This window comes from Pantoea sp. JZ2 (assembly GCF_035191405.1).
GTDB lineage: Bacteria > Pseudomonadota > Gammaproteobacteria > Enterobacterales > Enterobacteriaceae > Pantoea > Pantoea stewartii.
Genome location: NZ_CP045247.1, coordinates 3,965,594 through 3,985,968, shown reverse-complemented (window position 1 = coordinate 3,985,968; position 20,375 = coordinate 3,965,594). Strand labels below are relative to the sequence as shown.

The window sequence follows — 20,375 nt, the reverse complement described above, 5'->3', positions numbered from 1 at the left end:
AGAACGCGTCTTATCTTCAATAACAGTTACCAGGCGGGCCTGTTTCTCTTACCGTTTTTCAGGAAATGACTGAGGCAAAAAAGCCGCACGATGTCTGATACGATTCCGGCAAAAGAGAGAGGTGGGTAAACAATTTAAGAAATTTGATTTAATTATTATCAAATCATGCCTGATTCGCTTTTTCGCACGAATTTATAATACAAAGTACTACCAACTCATGCATGGCCAATGTAATATCCTGCCCGCTCATGAAGAGAGCGTAAACAGGATATTTATAACAATGAAAGCGCGTAATTTTGCACTGAGTGCAGTGGCTGCACTGTTGGCTCTGGTCACGTTTTCCAGCCAGGCTGAAATCACTCTTCTTAAACAAGACCCACAAGCAGGCGATCCCCTTAGCCGTCTCGATTTCAAATTTGGTGGCAGCATTCGCCCCCAGTTTAATCATCAAACCGGCGTCAACGATAAATCTTACAAGCGTAATGGCTTTGACGGCGGATCCCGTTTCCGTTTCAGCGCCGACTACTACCTGTTCGATGATATTAGCTGGACCAGCTACTATGAACTGGGCGTTAACATTCCGGCCGTGTTCAACTGGGATAATCACTACGCTGAAGGTGCGCACGAGACTACTCGCCGCCAGCTTTATACCGGCCTGAAAAGTAAAACCTGGGGCCAGTTAACCTTTGGTCAGCAGAACAGCGTTTATTACGATGTTGTGGGTGCCAAGACGGATATCTGGGATTACGACATGCTGGCCCAGGCACCGGGCAACGGCATTAACGGTGATTACGATGGTTCCTACCGTTCTCGTAAGCAGCTGAAATACAAAAACAGTTATGGGGCGGTCGATCTTTACGCCTCTTACCTGTTTAGCGATAACGAGTATCTGCCGGGCAACGGGCTGCGCTATAAGCGCCAGGGCGGTGGCTCGCTGGGTGTGAATTACAATATTACGCCTACCCTGGCATGGGGTACGGCCTGGAACTACACCCGCGCCAGCATGCGTAATCCTGCTACTGGCAACAGTAAAGATTACGACCAAAACATTTTTGGAACAGCATTGAGCTGGACGCCAGGTAACTGGACCCTGTCAGCAGGGGGTGGCTGGTACCAAAACTTCCTGACCACCAAACAGCGCAACGTGAATAACTATTTTGCGGATGATGCCTGGGGCATCGAATATTACGCCGGATATAAAATCCCGGTGGCGCAATATGGTGTCAAAGCCGTTCAGCCTTATGTCATGGGTGACCGTTTAGAATATGCGAATGGCCGTAACTACCAGCGCATCGACAATGGTCTGGGCGTAACGCTGTTCCTTGACTATGGTTTCCGTGTGGATTACGAACATGTCTTCACGTCCAGCACGGATAATCAGGGCGACATGAATCTGGTTCGCTTCCGCTACGATTTCTGATAATCCCAACGGCTCCGTCTGGAGCCGTTTTATTCTCTGTGTTTATCACGCACTCACGTCATTATCTGGCGATTTAAGGGTTATAACCGCGATTTTTGCGGAGTAAAACCCTGTACAAACTCTGAAAGGCGGTGTCTATGCCGCTTTATTTAAGAAGCCCGTTCCTGCTATCGACGAAGGTTTAACCTTTACGTATCATGGCGCCTGTTTTTTTTCAGCGAGCTTTTTAACATGATTAGTCTTATCGCGGCATTAGCAGCAGATCGCATTATTGGAATGGAAAACGCCATGCCGTGGGACCTGCCTGCAGATCTGGCGTGGTTTAAGCGCAACACACTGAAAAAGCCCGTCATTATGGGCAGGCTGACTTTTGAATCGATCGGCCGGCCTTTACCGGGCCGGTTGAATATTGTGGTCAGCAGTAAACCCGGTCACGCAGAAGGCGTTACCTGGGTAACGTCGCTGGATGACGCAGTAAATGCTGCGGGCGAAGCTGAAGAGATCATGGTCATTGGCGGCGGCCGCATTTATGAACAGATGTTAGCCCGCGCTGACCGCCTTTATCTGACGCATATTGATGCTGAAGTAGAAGGGGATACCCAGTTCCCGGACTACGAACCGGATGAATGGCATTCTACCTTTAGCGAATTCCATGACGCTGACGAGCAGAATTCGCACAGCTACTGCTTCGAGATCCTCGAACGACGTCGTTAATGGAGATCGAAAAACGCCTTGTTGTTGGGACAAGGCGTTTTTATGGCGGTGGATCAGCTGGCTGAGACTGTTGGGGTGACAGATCGTCTGGTACAGAAAGCTGGCGGTTGGAAGGCTGAACATAATAACGCTGCGTTTCCCAATGCAGCAGGGTCAGATTCCCACCCCAGCAGCAACCGGTATCCAGACCGATAATGCCCTCTGGTGTCCCTTTGCCTTCCAGTGATGCCCAGTGCCCAAACACAATGGTGTGATCGCGGGCAACGGGCCCTTCAATCGTAAACCAGGGTTTAAGCGGTGGCGGCGCTGATTCAGGCGCATCCTTACAAATCATATCGAGCTGTCCGTTTGGGAAGCAAAAACGCATACGGGTCAGCGCGTTAGTAGAGAAACGTAGCCGCGCCAGGCCGGACAGGGATTCGCTCCAGTTATTCGGCATGTCGCCATACATGGCATCAAGGAACAGCGGATAGCTGTCACTGGCCAGGACGGCTTCGACTTCACGCGCGCAGCGTTGCGCCGTCTCCAGATCCCACTGCGGCGTAATGCCCGCATGGCCCATCACCAGCTTCTTTTCTTCATCAACCTGCAGCAGAGGCTGCCGACGTAGCCAGTTGATCAATTCATCTGCGTCTTCCGCTTCCAGCAGTGGCGTCAGGCGATCTTTAGGTTTATTGCGGCTGATGCCGGCATAAACGGCCAGCAAATGCAGATCGTGATTGCCCAGAACCAGGCGAACGCTGTCTCCCAGCGATTTGACATAGCGTAGTACCTCCAGCGAGCCGGGCCCACGTGCGACCAGATCACCTGTCAGCCACAAGGTATCCTGACCAGGATCATAGTTCACCTGGTTTAGCAGAGCACGTAATTCATCATAACAACCGTGAACGTCGCCAATCAGGTAAGTATTCATTGTGAATTATCCAACTAAAAACAGTCGCCCGTTAGTCGGGCGAAAGGCATCAGGTTCAGTGAATATGGCTTTCAACAGCCAGGCGGAAAACGGGGATGTCGACGTGAAACGTATCGCCTTGCTCATCCACCATCACATAGTGGCCCTGCATCGTGCCCATAGGCGTTTCAAGCACCGCGCCACTGGTATATTGGTATTCACTACCGGACGCAATGTGTGGTTGTTCACCGATTACGCCTTCACCCTGAACTTCTGTTTCACGTCCATTGCCGTTGGTGATCAACCAGTAGCGCCCGAGCAGTTGCACAGAGGAGCGGCCTAAATTGCGGATCGTAACGGTATAAGCAAAAACATAACGCTCTTCTTCCGGTGAGGATTGCGAGGCGACATAAAGGCTTTGGACGTGGATCGATACGCGGGCCGGTTCACTCATAGGTTACTCCTGCGGTTTATCCAGATGGTCTGCCAACCAGTTTGCTAACTGACAGTATTGCGCAACCGACACGTTTTCTGCACGCAGGCCCGTATCGATCGACAAGTCTTCCAGCGCGCCCGCAGTCACCATATGGCTCAGGCTGTTACGCAGCGTTTTACGACGTTGGCCGAACGCTTCCGTGGTAATACGGCTTAAAATACGCACGTCTTTTACCGGATGCGGTGGCGTCATAAAAGGCACCAAACGTACTACCGCTGAATCCACCTTAGGAGGCGGCGTAAAAGCGTGCGGTGGCACTTCCAGCACCGGGATGACCTGGCAGTAATACTGCGCCATGACGCTCAGGCGACCATATGCTTTGCTGCCCGGACCGGCCACCAGGCGATTAACCACTTCTTTCTGCAGCATGAAGTGCATATCTTTAATCGAACCAGTATAGCTGAACAGATGAAACATCAGCGGGGTCGAAATGTTGTAGGGCAGATTACCAAAGACGCGTAGCGGCTGGCCTTTCTCTTTAGCCAGCGCGGCAAAATCAAAGGTCATGGCATCCTGCTGATAAATCGTCAGCTTAGGACCTAAAAACGGATGTGTCTGCAGGCGGGCTGCCAGATCGCGGTCAAGCTCCACAACCGTTAAGCTGTCGAGACGTTCGCCGACCGGTTCTGTCAGGGCACCGAGGCCCGGCCCAATCTCGACTAACGCTTCGTCGCGTTGCGGATGAATGGCGGAGACAATGCTGTCGATAATGTATTGATCGTTCAGGAAGTTCTGCCCGAAACGTTTACGGGCGTAGTGCCCCTGATGGACGCGATTATTCATTACTGCTCTTGATCATAGTGATGGCGAGATTAAGCGCCGTGATAAAGCTGCCCGCGTCAGCCTGACCCAGCCCGGCTAGTTCAAGCGCGGTGCCGTGATCGACTGAGGTACGGATAAACGGCAGGCCGAGGGTAATATTCACCGCGCGACCAAATCCCTGAAATTTGAGAACCGGTAAGCCCTGATCGTGATACATCGCCAGCACCGCATCGGCATGTTGCAGATATTTGGGCTGGAAAAGTGTGTCCGCGGGCAATGGGCCAGTCAGCTGAATACCCTGTTGGCGGAGTTCATTCAGGGCCGGGATAATCGTGTCTATCTCTTCCCGACCCATGTGGCCGCCTTCACCCGCATGAGGATTCAGCCCACAAACAAAAATATGCGGCTGGGCGATCGCGAATTTCTCTTTGAGATCCTGATGCAGGATCGTGATCACTTCATGCAGGCAATCCCGGGTGACGGCGTCAGCGACCGCTTTTAACGGCAGGTGCGTGGTCGCAAGCGCGACGCGTAACTGCTCTGTTGCCAGCATCATGACCACGCGGTGCGCGCCTGCACGCTCGGCAAAGAATTCGGTATGGCCTGTAAACGGTATCCCCGCGTCATTGATCACGCCCTTATGCACAGGGCCGGTAATCAATGCAGCAAACTCACCGGACAAGCAGCCGTCGCAGGCGCGAGCCAGCGTTTCCAGTACATAGTGACCGTTGTCGACACAAAGCGTACCGGGTGTGACGGGCTGCGGGAGTTCAACGGGAAGGACGGTGAGTGTACCGGCCTGCTGGGGCACTGGAGGCTCGGCAGAATCGTAAAGACGAAGGGTCAGAGGCAAACCCAGCAATGCGGCGCGCTGCAGCAAGAGCTGGGGAGACGCACAAACGACCAGCTCAACAGGCCAGGCCTGTTGAGCCAGTTGCACAGCCAGATCGGGACCAATCCCGGCGGGTTCGCCGGGCGTAATCACCACACGACAATCACTGCGCATTGTTATCCAGAATTTTCACGTAAGCCCCTGCACGTTGCTCCTGCATCCAGGTCTGCGCTTCTTCCGCGAACTTGCGGTTGAACAGCATGCGGTAAGCACGCTCTTTCTGGGCTGCATCCGTTTTATCAACCTGACGCGTGTCCAGCAACTGAATCAAATGCCAGCCGAAAGAGGAATGAACGGGCTGGCTAATTTCCCCTTTTTTCAGGCGTAGCAGCGCATCGCGGAACGCCGGGTCAAAGACTTCAGGCGAGGTCCATCCCAGATCGCCGCCCTGGTTAGCCGAGCCCGGATCGTCAGAGAATTGTTTTGCGGCGGCTGCAAAGATGGTTTTACCGCTGCGGATATCGGCGGCAATTTGTTCCAGCTTCGCGCGGGCCTGATCGTCAGTCATGATCGGTGACGGCTTCAGCAGAATATGGCGTGCATGCACCTCGGTGACAGAGATGTTTTTGCTTTCGCCACGCAAATCGTTCACTTTCAGAATATGGAAGCCCACACCGGAACGAATCGGACCAACGATATCGCCTTTTTTCGCCGTGGCCAGAGCCTGAGCAAACAGCGTCGGCAGCTCTTCAATTTTTGACCAGCCCATATTGCCGCCTTTCAGGGCCTGAGAGTCAGCGGAGTAGGTAACAGCCAGTTTGCCGAAATCAGCACCGCCCTTCAGTTCGCTCACCAGCTGTTTTGCCAGTTTTTCCTGGTCGTCAACCTGCTGTTGTGTCGGGTTTTCAGGCAGCGGCAGAAGAATGGTACTGATATTCATCTCAGTCCCTTGAGTATTCTGCGCACCCACCTGTTTTGCCAGCGTATCCACTTCCTGCGGCAGGATGGTGACGCGACGGCGGACTTCGTTATTACGGACTTCAGAGATCAGCATCTCTTTACGAATCTGCGACCGATACGTGTTGTAGTCCATACCGTCATAGGCCAGACGACTGCGCAGTTGATCGAGGGTCATGTGGTTTTGAGCGGCAATATTCTGAATGGCCTGATCCAGCTGCTGATCGCTGATTTGCAAACCGGCTTTATCGCCTAACTGCAGAATGATCGCGTCCATAATCTCACGCTCAAGGATCTGATGGCGTAAGGTTTTATCGTCCGGTAGCTGCTGGCCGGCCTGTTTCGCCTGAGATTTAACGGTGTTCATCATGCTGTCCACGTCACTCTCAAGGACCACGCCGTTATTAACCACAGCTGCAACTTTATCAACCACTTGTGGTGCTGCGAACACGGTGTTGGCAGTGATCGCCACACCAAGAATCAGCATTCTCCAGTTCTTCATACTTTATCCATTATTGGTTCCGCACTGCGGGATTGCCTGTCAAACATCACAACATCAGAATGCACGCTGGTAAGGGATGATCCCCTGACTCAGCATCTGGCCAGTGCCCAGGCCATAATTCGAGCTCAGGCCACGTAACTCAATGTTGAATGAGATTTGGTTGTCGTACTTACTGTCGTTGTTTTCCCAACCGTTGATTTTACGTTCATATCCCAGACGAATCGCGTAGCAACACGAGCTGTACTGCAAGCCAACCAGCTGTGATGCCGGGCGATTATTGCGCGTATCGTAGTAATACGCGCCAACCACCGACCAGGCATCATGAATTGGCCAACTTGCCGTGGTGCCAACCTGTGAAATCCCGTTTTTATAAATCGGGTTATTCACCAGTGAGCTGTCGTTAAGCGCAGAAGCAACATACTCCGGGCTGCTGTAACGGTAGCTCAACTGCACCATACGGTCAGCATCACGACGGTATTCCAGCACGGTATTGCCCTGCGCCACGTTATTCAGGCGGGTATCGTATTGCAGCCCGCCACGCACGCCCCAGCGTTCGCTGATCTTCCAGTACGTATCCCCGGCCCAAAGAAGACTGCCGGTATCGTCATCTTTATTGGTCTGGTTAACGCCTGTACGCGAAGGCGTGAACGAATAGATTTGACCCACAGAAACGTTAAAACGTTCAACCAGATCATTATCATAAATTCGTGTAGTCACACCGGTCGCGACCTGGTTCGCTGAGGCGATGCGATCCAGACCGCTGTAAGAGCGATCGCGGAACAGGCCGGTGTAGTCCGTTTGCAGCAGCGTGGAGTCGTAGGGATAGATGTCGCTCTGGTCCCGATACGGGATATACAGGTACTGAACCCTTGGCTCCAGCGTTTGGGTGTAACCCTGTGCCCAGTCCATATCACGATCAAATACCATGCGCCCATCAACTTTAAACTGCGGTAATGTGCGGTTGACGGAGTCTTTCAGGACACCGCTGGTAGTGCTGGTGGGGGCAAAGTTAGCGTTGTAGTAATCAACATCTTTTTGCTGATAGTGCGTGGCCAGAAATTTGGCTTCAGTATCCAGGCTGGCCCAGCTGTTTGATAACGGCAGATCGAGCGTAGGTTCAACATGTAAACGCGTGGTTTCAGGGAACTTGCTGTTTACATTGACAAATTTCACAGCCTGAGCATAGACCCGCGTGTCGAACGGACCGACATCGTTCTGGTACCAGTTCAGGTCAAGTTGCGGGAAGGCACGATAGACATTGCTGTTACTGGTATTACCAAAAATCTGGAAATCTTTGGTCGACAGGGTTGCGTCCCAGTTAGTATCCGCATAACCGACGCTGAATTTCTGTGAGGCATAGCCGTCGGTGGACGTGTAATAGGGTGACGTCAAATCGTTGAAATAGAATGGATCGCTGACTTTGGTATAGTCGGCGTTAAAGCGCCAGTGCTGGTCATATACACCGGCATGACGCCAGTAAAACAACCAGCGATCAGAACTGTCGTTCTGCGCGATTTGACGTAACGCTTTATCATTGTCGTACTGCTTATCCGACGCCAGGTAATCAAATTCGACCAGACCTGCGCCCGCTTCTGTGAGGTAACGGAATTCGTTCTGCAATTGCAGACCACGTTTACTCATATAGTGCGGCGTAATGGTGGCATCGGCCTGAGGCGCGATGTTCCAGTAGTAAGGCAGAATAAACTCGAAACCATTATTGCTGCCGTATTTGGCATTAGGGATCAGGAAGCCTGAGCGGCGACGGTCGCCCAGCGGCAACTGCAGATACGGGCTGTAGAATACCGGGACGGAACCGAGTTTAAAGCGCGCATTCCAAATCTCTGCCACTTCTTCCTGGCGATCCTGAATGATTTCGGACCCCGCCACGCTCCAGCTGTTACTGCCGGGCAGACAGGACGTGAAGGTGCCGTTTTCCATGATGGTGTAACGGTTTTGTCCACGCAGCTTCATTTGATCGCCCGTACCCCGCCCCTGGCGGCCGACCATCTGATAATCACCGTCCCAGACGTTAGTATCTTTGGTGTTAAGATTCGACCAGGCTTTCGGACCTTTCAGGATGACCTGATTATCGTCGTAGTGCACATTACCTAGCGCATCGACGGTCCGGACGGGCGTCGTCTGACCTTCTGGCTGGCGTTGATGAAGTTGCACCTCATCAGCCAGCATGCGGCTGTTGCCCTGGCTGACGTCTACATCACCTCTGAAAATGGCATCATCAGGATAGTTGCCTTTCACGGAATCCGAGTGAATAGTAACGGGCAACTGATTGGGATCGCCATTGACCAGAGGGCGATTATAACTCGGCACGCCTAACATACACTGCGACATTAAATCGTCGGCGAAGGCTTGCTGGCTAATGGCTGCGCCGATCAGGGTGGCCAGCAGAGTAGGTATACGTTTTTTCATACGCGGTATCGAGAATTCCATGAAAACTGGCATCATGCCGACAATCGGGTCAGAGACTAACGCACTGCCTGGCGTTGCGCCAGTGTTAATCCTTTTCTGTCCGCGCTGCCGTTAGGCGCTGAGATAAATGACAGGTATGATAATGCAATTTTCAGCCGTAAGCATGGCGAATTGAGGAGTTTATGCGCTACTGGGGAAAAGTTATAGGTCTGGTGCTGGGATTATTGTCTGGCGCGGGCTTTTGGGGAATTGTAATCGGCCTGATCATTGGGCATGGATTTGACAAGGTTCGCGGCGCACAAAGCAAGGCGTACTTTTCAAACACCCAGACCCGACAGTCACTGTTTTTCAGCACCACGTTTCAGGTGATGGGGCATTTAACCAAATCGAAAGGGCGCGTAACGGAAGCGGACATCCAGATTGCGTCTCTGTTTATGGACCGCATGCAGCTTCACGGTGAGGCGCGTACTGCCGCACAACGTGCTTTTCGTGAGGGCAAACAGGGTGAATATCCGTTGCGGACCAAACTGCGCGAATTACGCAGTGCCTGCTTTGGTCGTTTTGACCTGATTCGGATGTTTCTGGAAATTCAGATTCAGGCCGCGTTTGCCGACGGCACACTGCATCCCAACGAACGTCAGGTCCTGTACGTTATTGGTGAAGAGTTGGGCATTTCACACAGCCAGTTCGATCAGTTTCTGCGCATGATGGAAGGCGGCCAGCAGTTTGGCGGCGGCCGCAGTTATTCTCAAGGCGGTTTCCAGCAGGCACAACGCGGTCCTACGCTGGACGATGCCTGTAATGTACTGGGCGTGAAAAGCAGTGATGATGCCACTACCATCAAGCGAGCCTATCGCAAACTGATGAGTGAGCACCATCCCGATAAGCTGGTGGCAAAAGGGTTACCGCCAGAAATGATGGAAATGGCCAAACAGAAAGCGCAGGACATTCAGTCGGCTTACGATCTGATTCGCAAAGAAAAAGGCTTTAAGTAAGCGGCGTGCGCCCCGGGGATTCATCCGCGGGGCGCGCGAGTCATAAACGGGCCGGTCAGAAATCGGCGGGCTGCTTGAAGGTCATCGCACTGCCAAAGGCAGGATGCGTGATGGTCAGCGATTCGGCATGCAGCAGAAGCCGGCTTGCCATTGCCCTGGCTTCCGGGTGAGCATAAAACCCGTCCCCAAGTATCGGATGGCCCAGCGCCAGCATATGCACGCGCAACTGGTGCGAACGGCCGGTAATAGGCTTCAACGTGACGCGTGCGCTGTTATCGTCCCGATATTCCACCACCTGATACTCGGTTTGTGCCGACTTACCCGTCTCAAAACACACTTTCTGTTTTGGCCGGTTTGGCCAGTCACAAATCAAGGGCAAATCCACCAGGCCTTTTTCCTCTGCCGGATGTCCCCAGACCTGAGCGACATAGGTTTTGGCGGGCTCGCGCTCGCGAAACTGACGTTTTAGTTCACGCTCAGCGGCTTTCGTCAGTGCGACGACAATCACGCCGCTGGTGGCCATATCCAGCCGATGCACCGATTCGGCTTCAGGATAATCCCGCTGGATCCGCGTCATCACGCTGTCTTTGTGCGCCTCAAGTCGACCCGGCACGGAAAGCAGGCCACTGGGCTTATTCACCACCATGATGTGCGCATCCTGATAGAGAATGTGCAGCCAGGGCTCAAGCGGCGGATTATAGGGTTCCATACATTATTCCAAAAAAGAGGGCCTTGCGGCCCTGAACTTACTGATGCGTAACCACAATCAGACGCAGCGCATCCAGGCGCCAGGTGGCTTCATCCAGACTTTCCAGCACCTGCTCGCGATTGCTTTCCAGCGCGTCAACTTCATCGTCACGAATATTGGGGTTGACGGCTTTCAGGGCTTCCAGACGCGATAACTCGGCCCCCAGCTTTTCACTCGCTTCGCGCCGTGCCGTATCGATTATGGCACGTGCTTCGCTGACGACTTCTTTTTCCGCCAGGGTAAGAATAGCGTGAACATCCTGCTGAACGGCGTTCACCAGCTTACTGCCTGTATGGCGGTTGACCGCATTCAACTGACGGTTGAAGCTCTCGAACTCCACTTTACCTGCCAGGTTAGTGCCCTTGCGATCTAACAGCAAACGCACAGGCGTTGGCGGCAGGAAACGGGTTAACTGCAGATGCTTAGGTGCCTGAGATTCCACCACGTAAATCAGTTCTACCAGCAGCGTGCCGACAGGCAATGCCTTATTCTTCAGCAGCGACAGCGCACAACTGCCCGTGTCGCCCGACAGGATCAGATCCAGGCCGTTACGGATCAGCGGATGTTCCCAGGTAATAAACTGGGTATCTTCACGCGACAGGGCCTGATCGCGGTTGAACGTGATGGTGCAACCGTCTTCAGGTAAGCCCGGGAAATCCGGGACTAACATATGATCTGACGGCGTCAGCACAATCAGGTTATCGCTACGATCTTCCTGATTGATGCCCACGATATCAAACAGATTCAGGGCAAAGTTGACCAGCTCGGTGTCGTTATCCTGCTCGGCAATGGTATTCGCCAGCATCTGCGCGGCGTCGCCGCCGTTCGAGTTCAACTCCAGTAACCGATCCCGACCTTGTTCAAGCTGAGATTTCAGCGCGTCATGCTGTTTACGGCAGGCGTCGATAAAGTCATCAAAGCCTTCACTGTTTTCCGGCGCAGCCAGATAATTAATCAGTTCAGCGTGCACGCTGTCATAGAGGGTTCTGCCGGTCGGACAGGTGTGCTCAAAGGCATCCAGCCCTTCGTGATACCAGCGCAGCAGGACCGCCTGAGCGGTTTTTTCCAGCCATGGCACCAGAATCTGAATGTCATGCGCCTGACCGATACGATCCAGACGACCGATGCGCTGCTCCAGCAGGTCCGGGTTAAACGGCAGATCGAACATGACCAGGCGGCTGGCGAACTGGAAGTTACGGCCTTCAGAGCCGATTTCTGAACACAGCAGAACCTGTGCGCCGTTTTCTTCTGAGGCAAACCAGGCCGCAGCCCGATCGCGTTCAATAATCGACAGCCCTTCGTGGAACACGGCGGCACGGATACCTTCACGCTCGCGTAATACCTGCTCCAGTTGCAGAGCGGTTGCGGCCTGCGCGCAAATCACCAGCACCTTCTCTTTACGGTTGCTGGTCAGATAGCCCATAAGCCATTCTACACGTGGATCGAAGTTCCACCAGGTGCCGGTGTCGCCTTCAAACTCTTGATAAATCTGCTCCGGATAGAGCAGGTCGCGCGCGCGTTCTTCGGCGCTTTTACGCGCGCCCATGATGCTGGAAACTTTGATGGCCGTCTGGTACTGAGCCGGCAACGGCAGGCGAATGGTATGCAATTCCCGTTTCGGGAAGCCCTTCACGCCGTTACGGGTGTTACGGAACAACACGCGGCTGGTGCCGTGGCGATCCATCAGCATGGAAATGAGTTCCTGGCGCGCCTCTTGTTTGCCCTCGCGGTCACTGTTGGCGACCTGTAGCAGCGGTTCGATATCCTGCTCGCCAGCCAGCTCATTAATCATATTCATCTCGTCTTGCGAGATGGGATTATCCGCCAGCAGGGAGGTGACCGCATCGGCAATCGGACGGAAATGCTGTTGCTCTTCGACGAAGGCGGCGAAGTCGTGGAAACGATCGGGATCGAGCAGGCGCAGGCGTGCGAAGTGGCTTTCCATGCCCAGTTGTTCTGGCGTGGCGGTCAGTAGCAGGACGCCTGGTGTGTTTTCGGCCAGCTTTTCAATGACCTGATATTCACGACTTGGCTCACCTTCAGACCAGGCCAGGTGATGCGCTTCATCGACCACCAGGAGATCCCAGTCCGCGTCGGCCAGCTTATCAAGACGCAGCTTATTGCGACGGACAAAGTCCAGCGAACAGATAATCAGTTGTTCCGTGTCGAAGGCATTGTCGCTGTCGTGCTGGGCTTCAGCGTAACGATCGTCATCGAACAGCGCAAAGCGCAGGTTGAAGCGGCGCAGCATTTCAACCAGCCACTGATGTTGCAGCGTTTCTGGTACCACAATCAGTACGCGCTCAGCGCGGCCAGCCAACAGCTGCTGCTGAATGATCATACCGGCTTCGATGGTTTTACCCAGACCCACTTCATCCGCCAGCAGAACGCGCGGTGCATGGCGACGGCCCACATCATGGGCGATATGCAACTGGTGGGGAATCAGGTTGGTACGCATCCCACGCAGGCCACTGACGGGCAGGCGGTACTGTTCACTTTGATATTTACGCGCACGAAAACGCAGGGCGAAGCGATCCATGCGATCGAGCTGGCCAGCGAACAGACGATCCTGGGGCTTGCTGAACACCAGTTTGCTGTCGAGCATGACTTCACGCAGCATCACGTTGGTTTCTTCAGTATCCAGGCGCGTACCGATATAGGTTATCAGGTCATTGTCATTACGGACTTCATCCACCCGCATTTGCCAGCCCTCATGGCTGGTCACGGTATCGCCCGGGTTAAAAATCACGCGGGTGACGGGCGAGTCGCTGCGAGCGTAGAGGCGATTTTCCCCTGTGGCCGGGAAGAGCAGCGTGATCATGCGAGTATCGATCGCCACCACGGTACCTAATCCCAGTTCACTTTCTGTATCACTAATCCAACGCTGACCTAATGTAAAAACCATATAATTTTTGCTCGAATTTTTAACGTTTTTGAAGGTGTTCCCCATTCTCAGGCAATAGCATGTCAACCAGGCAAAAGGGGCCTGGTGCGTATGTCAGAGCGGTGAGTTTTGAGGAAGGGCGTTATGGTACTGGATGGCAGGGCATTCGTCACCTGTCAAAAAAGCCCCAGTTGCCCGGTAATCAGTGTAGCAAAGTCACCCTCGACGAAAGGCAAAATGCCTTCGGCAACAGGTTGCAGCTGTTTCGTGACGTAGTGATCGTAGTCGAGCGGCGTGGTCCGGGCTTCAACGGGTTCGGGGCCACCCGTCGCTATCACATAGCGAATACGGCCACCGGTCTGATATTGCAGCGGCCGACCCAGTTTACGGTTGTGTTCATCCGCCAGACGGGCGGCGCGCACGTGAGGCGGCACATTGCGTTCATACTCCTTCAGCGGACGACGCAGGCGTTTCTTATAAATGAGCTGATCGTCCAGTTCGCCCGCCAGCAGCTGTGTTACGGTTGTGCGGACGTACTCTTCCCAGGGCTGACGATGAAATATCCGGCTGTAGAGTTCCTGCTGAAACTGCTGCGCCAGTGGCGTCCAGTCGGTCCGGACGGACTCCAGCCCTTTAAATACCATACGTTCACTGTCGCCTTCACGAATTAATCCCGCGTAGCGTTTCTTACTGCCCTGTTCGGCACCGCGAATGGTCGGCATCAGGAAACGGCAAAAGTGATTTTCATATTCCAGTTCGAGTGCGCTTGTCAGGCCATATTGCTGCTGGAGATGTTCACGCCACCAGTCATTGACCTTCGCGGCCAGTGCGCGGCCTGTTGCTTCCGCCTCGGCTTCATCCCGGGCGGACTTGAGCCAGACAAAGGTAGAATCCGTATCGCCATAGATCACATCATAGCCTTCGGCTTCAATAAGCTCGCGGGTTTGCTGCATGATGGCATGACCGCGCAGCGTAATCGACGAGGCCAGGCGAGGATCAAAAAAGCGGCAGGCGCTGGTGCCCAGCACGCCATAAAACGCATTCATAATGATTTTCAGGGCCTGCGACAGGGGCTTATTGCCCTGTTTTTTCGCGGTTTCGCGCCCCTGCCAAATCTGTTCCACAATCGCGGGCAGGCAATGCGTTTCGCGTGAGAAGCGCGCCTCACGAAAGCCGGGCACCGAATCCGCATCCGTTGGGTGCGCCAGCCCTTCGATGAGGCCGACGGGATCGATCAGAAAGGTGCGGATAATCGAGGGATAAAGACTTTTGTAATCCAGCACCAATACGGAATCATACAGGCCTGGCCGGGAATCCATCACATAGCCGCCGGGGCTGGCTTCCGGCGCAACATCGCCGAGATTGGGGGCGACAAAACCAACCCGATGCATGCGGGGGATATACAGATGGCTGAAGGCCGCCACAGAGCCGCCGTGGCGATCGACCGCCAGCCCGTTAACGGCGGCGCGCTCCAGCAAAAACGGCATGATCTCGGTTTTATGGAAGATGCGTGTGACCAGCTCGCAGTCCTTCAGGTTATAGCGTGCCAGCGCCGGTTTATCGTTGGCAAAACGCCAGTTTATCTCTTCCATGCGCTGCCACGGGTTATCAATAGCTTTGCCTTCGCCGAGCAGTTGTTGTGAAACCGACTCCAGACTAAAAGAGGGGAAATCCCAGAAGGCGGATTTCAGCGCATCAATACCATCAATGATCAGCCGACCTGGCGCCTGGGCAAAAAACACGCCGGGTTTAAAACCGTGCTCACGCCATTCCAGTACAGCCTGCTGGCGGCCCAGGCGTAACGGAATGCCATAGCGGTCGGCATGTTTCTGCAGAACGCGCAGGTCAAACTGCACCACGTTCCAGCCGATCACCACATCGGGGTCGTGGTCGGCAAACCAGCGATTGAGCGCCTCCAGCAGTTGAGGGCGGGTTTCCAGGTAAATGAGTTCGAAATCCAGTGCGCTGGCATCGCCGTTAGGCGGTCCCAGCATGTAAACCTGACGCTGGCCGCAGCCTTCAAGGCCGATGCAGTAAAGCTCGCCATGCTGGGTGGTTTCGATATCCAGTGAGACCCATTTCAGCGGTGGGCGGTAGTCAGGATGCGGTTTGAGCCGGGCGTTAACCAGCGCATCGCCCTGCGCGTCACCATCGAACCACACGGGCGCGGTGATAAACCGTTCCATCAGATAGCGTTCAGGCGGACGAATATCGGATTCGTAAAGGGGAATGCCGTTTTCGCGCAGTTTCTTTTCAATCCACTGAAGCTGGCGATGCTGGCGGCAGTAAAGGCCAAATACCGGCCGGCGGCGAAAATCGGTTAACTGGAGAGGCTGCATGCGCACCTGGCGCTCGTCCTGTAGCAGCGTTTCGACCTGCGCCTGGTACTCGCAGGGAATAAACGTCACCGATTCCTGCACAGGCAGCACGACGCGCTGAGCACCGTCATTGGTGGCCAGCCAGAGCGTAATTTCGGTGCCTTGCGGCGTATCGCGCCAGTGACGGCTCAGCAGAAACCCTGCGCGGGGCTTATTCACGTATTCTCCAGGCTGATAGCGAATCGGACATGCGGTTAAAAAGTATAACATGGATATTTATACAGTGTCTCCCGGTGCGTTTTGTCAATATTGGCCTACAATTCTTGCCTTGACGCTGTGATGTCTGCTCTGGACAATCCAGCCTTCTGCTTTTTCTGAGGATTGATATGGAAGCCTGGGTTCAACACCTGATTACACAGTCGCTGGAGTGGGCGCTGTTTGCCGTGGCGCTGGTGACGTTTCTGGAGTCACTGGCGTTTGTGGGGCTGCTGCTCCCCGGCACCGTGATGATGGCGAGCCTTGGCGCGCTGGTGGGCAGTGGGCAGATCGGTTTGTATCCCGCCTGGGCCGCTGGCTTCGTCGGTTGTCTGCTTGGCGACTGGGTTTCTTACGGGATTGGCTGGAAATTTCAGGGGCCGCTTCATCGCTGGAAATACCTGCAAAAATACAAAGGGCTGCTGGATAAAACCGAACATGCGCTGTATCAGCACAGCATGTTTACCATTCTGGTCGGCCGTTTTGTGGGCCCCACTCGCCCGCTGATCCCGCTGGCGGCAGGTATGCTGGAATTGCCGGTACGCAAGTTTCTGCCCCCCAATCTGATCGGCTGTATTTTATGGCCCCCGCTTTATCTGTTGCCGGGGATTCTGGCAGGCGTGGCGATTGATGTCCCGAAAGAAGCCCAGGGCGGTCACTTTATCTGGCTGCTGGTTGCCGTTGCCCTTGTGGTGTGGCTGGGATGCTGGCTGTGCTGGCGCTGGTGGCGCGGTGAAAAGACCCGCGACTGGGCCACCGCGTATTTGCCGCCTGAACGACTGCGCTGGCTCGCGCCACTGGGCCTGGTCGTGGCCGTTGCGGCCTTCGTCGGTATTCAGTTTCACCCGATGATGCCAGTTTTCCGCCACCTGCTGTGGCAGGTCTTTATCGGTTAACGACGTGGGATGCCGAGCACATCGGCTTCCCGCACGTCCCCTGACAGCAGCCGGTCCGTTGCGCCATCCCAGTAAACCCGTCCATCTACCACCACCACGCTGCGTGGCGCAATCTGCTGCGCATCTTCAAGACTGTGCGACACCATAAGTAATGTGATTTCACGGGCTTCGCAGACGGTACGCACCAGGTTGAGCATCTCGCCACGCAGTGCCGGATCAAGCGCCGAGAAAGGTTCATCCAGCAGTAATACCGGCCGCTCGCGCAGCAGGCAGCGTGCCAGCGCTACGCGCTGACGTTGTCCACCTGAGAGCTGGCCTGGCAGGCGCGACAGCATCTCACTGAGCCCGACCTGCTGTGCAATGGTGGCGACCTGCTGACGCTGATCCGCAGTCAGCCTGAGCCCGGGGTGTAAGCCCAGCCCCAGATTCTGTTCCACGCTGAGATGCGGAAACAGGTTGTTTTCCTGAAACAGCATCGATACCGGGCGCTGAGCGGGCACGCTGTGGGTATGATCGACGCCATCCATTATCAGACTGCCCTGGCTGACGGGCAGAAAGCCGGCAATCAGATTTAACAACGTACTCTTACCCGCGCCGCTTGGACCAAGAATCGCCAGCCGTTCGCCGCGCCCGGCGTGAAGGGAAAAACGCATCGGCAAATGCTGATAAAGGTAAGTCAGATTATTCAGTGTCAGCATGGCGCCCCGGTAATTTTTCCATCAGAGTAAACAGAGACAGGCAGAGCACCAGCAACAGTAATGCGGTAACGGCTCCGTCGGCCCCGCGATAGGCACCAATCTGCTGATAGAGGTAGAACGGCAGCGTACGGAAATCGGCGTTACCGAACAGCGCCACGACGCCAAAGTCTCCAATTGACAGTACGCAGGCAAACGCCAGCGCCTGTGCCAGTGGCCGCTTCAGTGCACGGAGTTCTATCAGCGTCAGGCGGTTCCATCCGCTGATCCCTAATGCGCCGCACAGGTGGTTGTAGCGTTCTGCGATATCCCGCATCGGGTTTTCCAGCACTTTCAGGGCATAGGGAATGGCGATCAGTGCATTGGCGAACATCACTACGCCATCCGCCGCATCGGGCAGCCCTGTTGTGGCATTCAGCAGCAGGAAAAAGCCGGTTGCCAGCACGATACCCGGCATGGCCAGAATCAGCATGCCGCTGGTGTCCATAAATTGTGCGGCGAGTTTACGCTGGCGCAGGCGCAGTTCGCGGCTGCTCCAGAGCAGCATGGTCGTCAGTAACACGCACAGCACGCCAGCGCCCAGGGCGATGCGCAGTGAGGTGAATGTTGCCTGCCACAACGCCGGTTGTTGCAAGGCGCCGCGCAGTCCGCCGTCCAGGCCATTAATAATCACTGCGATCAGGGGCGGTAGCAGTAACAGCAAGGCTAAACCGATGAGAGCAATGTCACTGATGCGCGCCAGCACGGAATCCTGCGGATCGCGCCAGCCCTGGCGCTGCGTGTTGCCAGCGGGAATGGCGTGACTGAAGCGCTGACTGAGAAGCACCAATACCAGGCAGCAGCAAAGCTGAATCAACGCGAGGAGTGCGGCGCGTCCCGGATAGTAGTCGTAACTTAAAGCCTGAAAAATGGCCAGTTCGATAGTGGTGGCCCGCGGCCCGCCACCCAGTGAAAGAACCGTGGCAAAACTGGCGAAGCAGAGCATGAAAATCAACGCACCGGTAGGCAGTAACTGGCGACGTAGCCACGGCCATTCAAGGAGCCGAAAGTGATGCCAGCCACGGATATTCAGCTGTGCAGCAAGCTGACGCTGTTCGGCCGGAATGCTTTCCAGCGCCTGCAGCATCAGGCGCGTGGCCAGCGGCAGGTTGAAAAAAACATGGGCCAGCAAAATGCCCTGAAGCCCGTAAGGCGAGAAGTGATAGTCCACGCCAAGCCAGGCGCAAAGCCGGGCCAGCCAGCCCATCCGACCATAGACAGTGAGCAGACCAAATACCGCGACCAGCACCGGCAAGACCAGCGTCATGGCGCACAGGCGTAATAATCCCTGACGGCCAGGAAAACGGCGTCGATAGAGAGCCCGGGACAGCGGAATGGCCGGCAGCAAAGAGAGCAGGGCGGAGAGCAGCGCCTGCGTAAATGAAAAGCCAATCACATGATGCAGATAGGTATCCTGCAGAACCGCGCGCCAGTCGGTCGCCGGGGCCGCCATCCACAGTGCAGCAAAAGCTGACAACGCCACGCTGCAAAGCAGCAACGTGGCGAGTGAACCCGGAATCAGCCAGAAGGGGATCAGCGACTCACGGCGCGTTGCCATTGGCTGACCCATTGTGAACGGTGGCTGGCGACGGCTTCAGGCGAAAACTGTAATGCCGTTTTCGGCACGCTGAGTGAAGCAAAGCCTGCAGGCAGGTCGGTTTTGATCACCGGGTACATCCAGTTGCCGGTTGGAATCGTATTCTGGAAAGCGGGCGTGACCATGAACTGCATAAACTGCTCTGCCAGTTTTGGTTGTTTGCTGTTAGCCAGGCGGGCTGCCACTTCCACCTGCAGATAGTTGCCTTCGGCAAACGGTGCCGCGGCATAGTTATCCTTCTTCTCTTCAATAATGTGATAAGCCGGCGACGTGGTATAGCTCAACACCAGATCGCTCTCGCCTTTCAGAAACAGACCGTAGGCTTCACTCCACCCTTTGGTCACCGTGACGGTTTTCTTTGCCAGCTTTTGCCAGGCTTCAGGCGCCTTGTCTCCGTAGACTTTTTGCATCCACAGCAGCAGGCCAAGGCCCGGCGTGCTGGTGCGGGGATCTTCATAAATCACGCGCCATTTTTCGGGGCTTTCGACCAGTTCTTTCAGGCTCTTTGGTGGATTTTTCAGCGTGTTTTTGTTATAGACGAACGCGAAGTAGCCGTAATCGAAGGGCACAAAGGTGGTGTCCTTCCAGCCGCCGGGAACCTGCAATTTACCGGTATCAACGTCGCTTTTGGCAAACAGCCCGGTTTGTTGCGCGGCCTGCAGGAGGTTGTTATCCAGCCCTAAGACCACATCGGCCTTGCTGTTCTTGCCTTCCAGACGGACGCGATTCAGCAGCGAAACCCCGTCTTCCAGGGCCACATATTTCAGTTCGCAACCGCACTGGGTTTCAAAGGCTTTTTTAACGGCCGGACCGGGTCCCCAGTCAGCGGAAAACGAATCATAGGTGTAAACCGTCAGGACAGGTTTGGCCGCGAAGACCGGGGCAGAGAGTAACAGCAGCACGGGCAGGACGTTTTTTAACACTTTGCGCTCCTATAGCGGCAGGG

At 54.9% G+C, this 20,375-nt stretch carries 16 protein-coding genes; 4 read left to right on the top strand and 12 right to left on the bottom strand.

What is annotated here, in order from left to right:
* Window positions 1–280: 280 nt before the first annotated feature.
* Together GC087_RS19320 and folA are read left to right on the top strand one after the other, a co-directional pair.
* Complete coding sequence (locus GC087_RS19320) at window positions 281–1,420, top strand: porin (protein ID WP_033740230.1); 1,140 nt, start codon at window positions 281–283, stop codon at window positions 1,418–1,420.
* A 231-nt stretch (window positions 1,421–1,651) separates the two neighbouring features.
* Window positions 1,652–2,134: a type 3 dihydrofolate reductase gene (folA, locus tag GC087_RS19315; protein ID WP_006117643.1), complete on the top strand. Its 483-nt coding sequence runs from the start codon at window positions 1,652–1,654 to the stop codon at window positions 2,132–2,134.
* Between the two features lie 40 nt (window positions 2,135–2,174).
* Here the strand turns inward: folA and apaH are convergent, their stop codons facing one another.
* The 6 genes from apaH to lptD are packed head-to-tail and all read right to left on the bottom strand — an operon-like array spanning window position 2,175 to window position 9,002.
* Window positions 2,175–3,047 (bottom strand): bis(5'-nucleosyl)-tetraphosphatase (symmetrical) ApaH, encoded by an 873-nt coding sequence (apaH, locus tag GC087_RS19310; RefSeq protein WP_324029077.1) that lies wholly within the window; start codon window positions 3,045–3,047, stop codon window positions 2,175–2,177.
* 55 nt (window positions 3,048–3,102) lie between these two features.
* On the bottom strand, window positions 3,103–3,480 hold the full coding sequence (gene apaG, locus GC087_RS19305; RefSeq protein ID WP_006117645.1) for a Co2+/Mg2+ efflux facilitator ApaG/CorD: 378 nt from the start codon (window positions 3,478–3,480) through the stop codon (window positions 3,103–3,105).
* 3 nt (window positions 3,481–3,483) lie between these two features.
* Window positions 3,484–4,305 (bottom strand): 16S rRNA (adenine(1518)-N(6)/adenine(1519)-N(6))-dimethyltransferase RsmA, encoded by an 822-nt coding sequence (gene rsmA / locus GC087_RS19300; RefSeq protein WP_033740232.1) that lies wholly within the window; start codon window positions 4,303–4,305, stop codon window positions 3,484–3,486.
* A complete protein-coding gene (pdxA, locus tag GC087_RS19295; RefSeq protein ID WP_054634510.1) occupies window positions 4,298–5,290 on the bottom strand; it encodes a 4-hydroxythreonine-4-phosphate dehydrogenase PdxA in 993 nt (330 codons plus the stop codon). The genes rsmA and pdxA overlap by 8 nt, the downstream gene beginning before the upstream one ends.
* Complete coding sequence (gene surA / locus GC087_RS19290; RefSeq protein WP_324029075.1) at window positions 5,280–6,575, bottom strand: peptidylprolyl isomerase SurA; 1,296 nt, start codon at window positions 6,573–6,575, stop codon at window positions 5,280–5,282. The genes pdxA and surA overlap by 11 nt, the downstream gene beginning before the upstream one ends.
* 54 nt (window positions 6,576–6,629) lie before the next feature.
* Window positions 6,630–9,002, bottom strand: a complete 2,373-nt coding sequence (lptD, locus tag GC087_RS19285) for an LPS assembly protein LptD (protein WP_324029073.1) — start codon at window positions 9,000–9,002, stop codon at window positions 6,630–6,632.
* Between the two features lie 182 nt (window positions 9,003–9,184).
* Here lptD and djlA point away from each other — a divergent pair, with 182 nt between their 5' ends.
* Window positions 9,185–9,997, top strand: coding sequence for a co-chaperone DjlA (gene djlA, locus GC087_RS19280; protein WP_006117650.1), 813 nt, complete (start codon window positions 9,185–9,187; stop codon window positions 9,995–9,997).
* Window positions 9,998–10,052: 55 nt separating this feature from the next.
* Here djlA and rluA read toward each other — a convergent pair whose 3' ends face one another.
* From rluA to polB, 3 genes are all read right to left on the bottom strand, one after another.
* Window positions 10,053–10,706, bottom strand: a complete 654-nt coding sequence (rluA, locus tag GC087_RS19275; RefSeq protein ID WP_006117651.1) for a bifunctional tRNA pseudouridine(32) synthase/23S rRNA pseudouridine(746) synthase RluA — start codon at window positions 10,704–10,706, stop codon at window positions 10,053–10,055.
* Between the two features lie 37 nt (window positions 10,707–10,743).
* On the bottom strand, window positions 10,744–13,650 hold the full coding sequence (gene rapA / locus GC087_RS19270; RefSeq protein WP_324029071.1) for an RNA polymerase-associated protein RapA: 2,907 nt from the start codon (window positions 13,648–13,650) through the stop codon (window positions 10,744–10,746).
* Between the two features lie 155 nt (window positions 13,651–13,805).
* The gene (gene polB / locus GC087_RS19265) at window positions 13,806–16,166 is read right to left on the bottom strand and encodes a DNA polymerase II (protein WP_324029069.1); all 2,361 of its coding nucleotides are present in this window, start codon (window positions 16,164–16,166) and stop codon (window positions 13,806–13,808) included.
* Window positions 16,167–16,333: 167 nt separating this feature from the next.
* Here polB and GC087_RS19260 point away from each other — a divergent pair, with 167 nt between their 5' ends.
* Window positions 16,334–17,098 (top strand): DedA family protein, encoded by a 765-nt coding sequence (locus tag GC087_RS19260; protein WP_006117654.1) that lies wholly within the window; start codon window positions 16,334–16,336, stop codon window positions 17,096–17,098.
* Here GC087_RS19260 and thiQ read toward each other — a convergent pair.
* The 3 genes from thiQ to thiB are packed head-to-tail and all read right to left on the bottom strand — an operon-like array spanning window position 17,095 to window position 20,352.
* Window positions 17,095–17,796 carry a thiamine ABC transporter ATP-binding protein ThiQ gene (thiQ, locus tag GC087_RS19255; protein ID WP_006117655.1) on the bottom strand — a complete coding sequence of 234 codons (702 nt, stop codon included), beginning with the start codon at window positions 17,794–17,796 and terminating at the stop codon, window positions 17,095–17,097. The two genes, GC087_RS19260 and thiQ, sit on opposite strands and share 4 nt — an antisense overlap.
* Entirely contained in the window at window positions 17,780–19,390 is a 1,611-nt protein-coding gene (gene thiP, locus GC087_RS19250) for a thiamine/thiamine pyrophosphate ABC transporter permease ThiP (protein ID WP_324029067.1), read from the bottom strand. Before thiP ends, thiQ begins: the two co-directional genes overlap by 17 nt.
* Complete coding sequence (thiB, locus tag GC087_RS19245; protein ID WP_039339092.1) at window positions 19,366–20,352, bottom strand: thiamine ABC transporter substrate binding subunit; 987 nt, start codon at window positions 20,350–20,352, stop codon at window positions 19,366–19,368. Before thiB ends, thiP begins: the two co-directional genes overlap by 25 nt.
* Window positions 20,353–20,375 lie beyond the last annotated feature (23 nt).

Excerpts from the sequence above, each read along its gene's own strand:
- GC087_RS19320 (WP_033740230.1), top strand. The coding sequence starts at position 281 with ATGAAAGCGCGTAATTTTGCACTGAGTGCAGTGGCTGCACTGTTGGCT.
- folA (WP_006117643.1), top strand. The coding sequence starts at position 1,652 with ATGATTAGTCTTATCGCGGCATTAGCAGCAGATCGCATTATTGGAATG.
- apaH (WP_324029077.1), bottom strand. The coding sequence starts at position 3,047 with ATGAATACTTACCTGATTGGCGACGTTCACGGTTGTTATGATGAATTA.
- apaG (WP_006117645.1), bottom strand. The coding sequence starts at position 3,480 with ATGAGTGAACCGGCCCGCGTATCGATCCACGTCCAAAGCCTTTATGTC.
- rsmA (WP_033740232.1), bottom strand. The coding sequence starts at position 4,305 with ATGAATAATCGCGTCCATCAGGGGCACTACGCCCGTAAACGTTTCGGG.
- pdxA (WP_054634510.1), bottom strand. The coding sequence starts at position 5,290 with ATGCGCAGTGATTGTCGTGTGGTGATTACGCCCGGCGAACCCGCCGGG.
- surA (WP_324029075.1), bottom strand. The coding sequence starts at position 6,575 with ATGAAGAACTGGAGAATGCTGATTCTTGGTGTGGCGATCACTGCCAAC.
- lptD (WP_324029073.1), bottom strand. The coding sequence starts at position 9,002 with ATGAAAAAACGTATACCTACTCTGCTGGCCACCCTGATCGGCGCAGCC.
- djlA (WP_006117650.1), top strand. The coding sequence starts at position 9,185 with ATGCGCTACTGGGGAAAAGTTATAGGTCTGGTGCTGGGATTATTGTCT.
- rluA (WP_006117651.1), bottom strand. The coding sequence starts at position 10,706 with ATGGAACCCTATAATCCGCCGCTTGAGCCCTGGCTGCACATTCTCTAT.
- rapA (WP_324029071.1), bottom strand. The coding sequence starts at position 13,650 with ATGGTTTTTACATTAGGTCAGCGTTGGATTAGTGATACAGAAAGTGAA.
- GC087_RS19260 (WP_006117654.1), top strand. The coding sequence starts at position 16,334 with ATGGAAGCCTGGGTTCAACACCTGATTACACAGTCGCTGGAGTGGGCG.
- thiQ (WP_006117655.1), bottom strand. The coding sequence starts at position 17,796 with ATGCTGACACTGAATAATCTGACTTACCTTTATCAGCATTTGCCGATG.
- thiP (WP_324029067.1), bottom strand. The coding sequence starts at position 19,390 with ATGGCAACGCGCCGTGAGTCGCTGATCCCCTTCTGGCTGATTCCGGGT.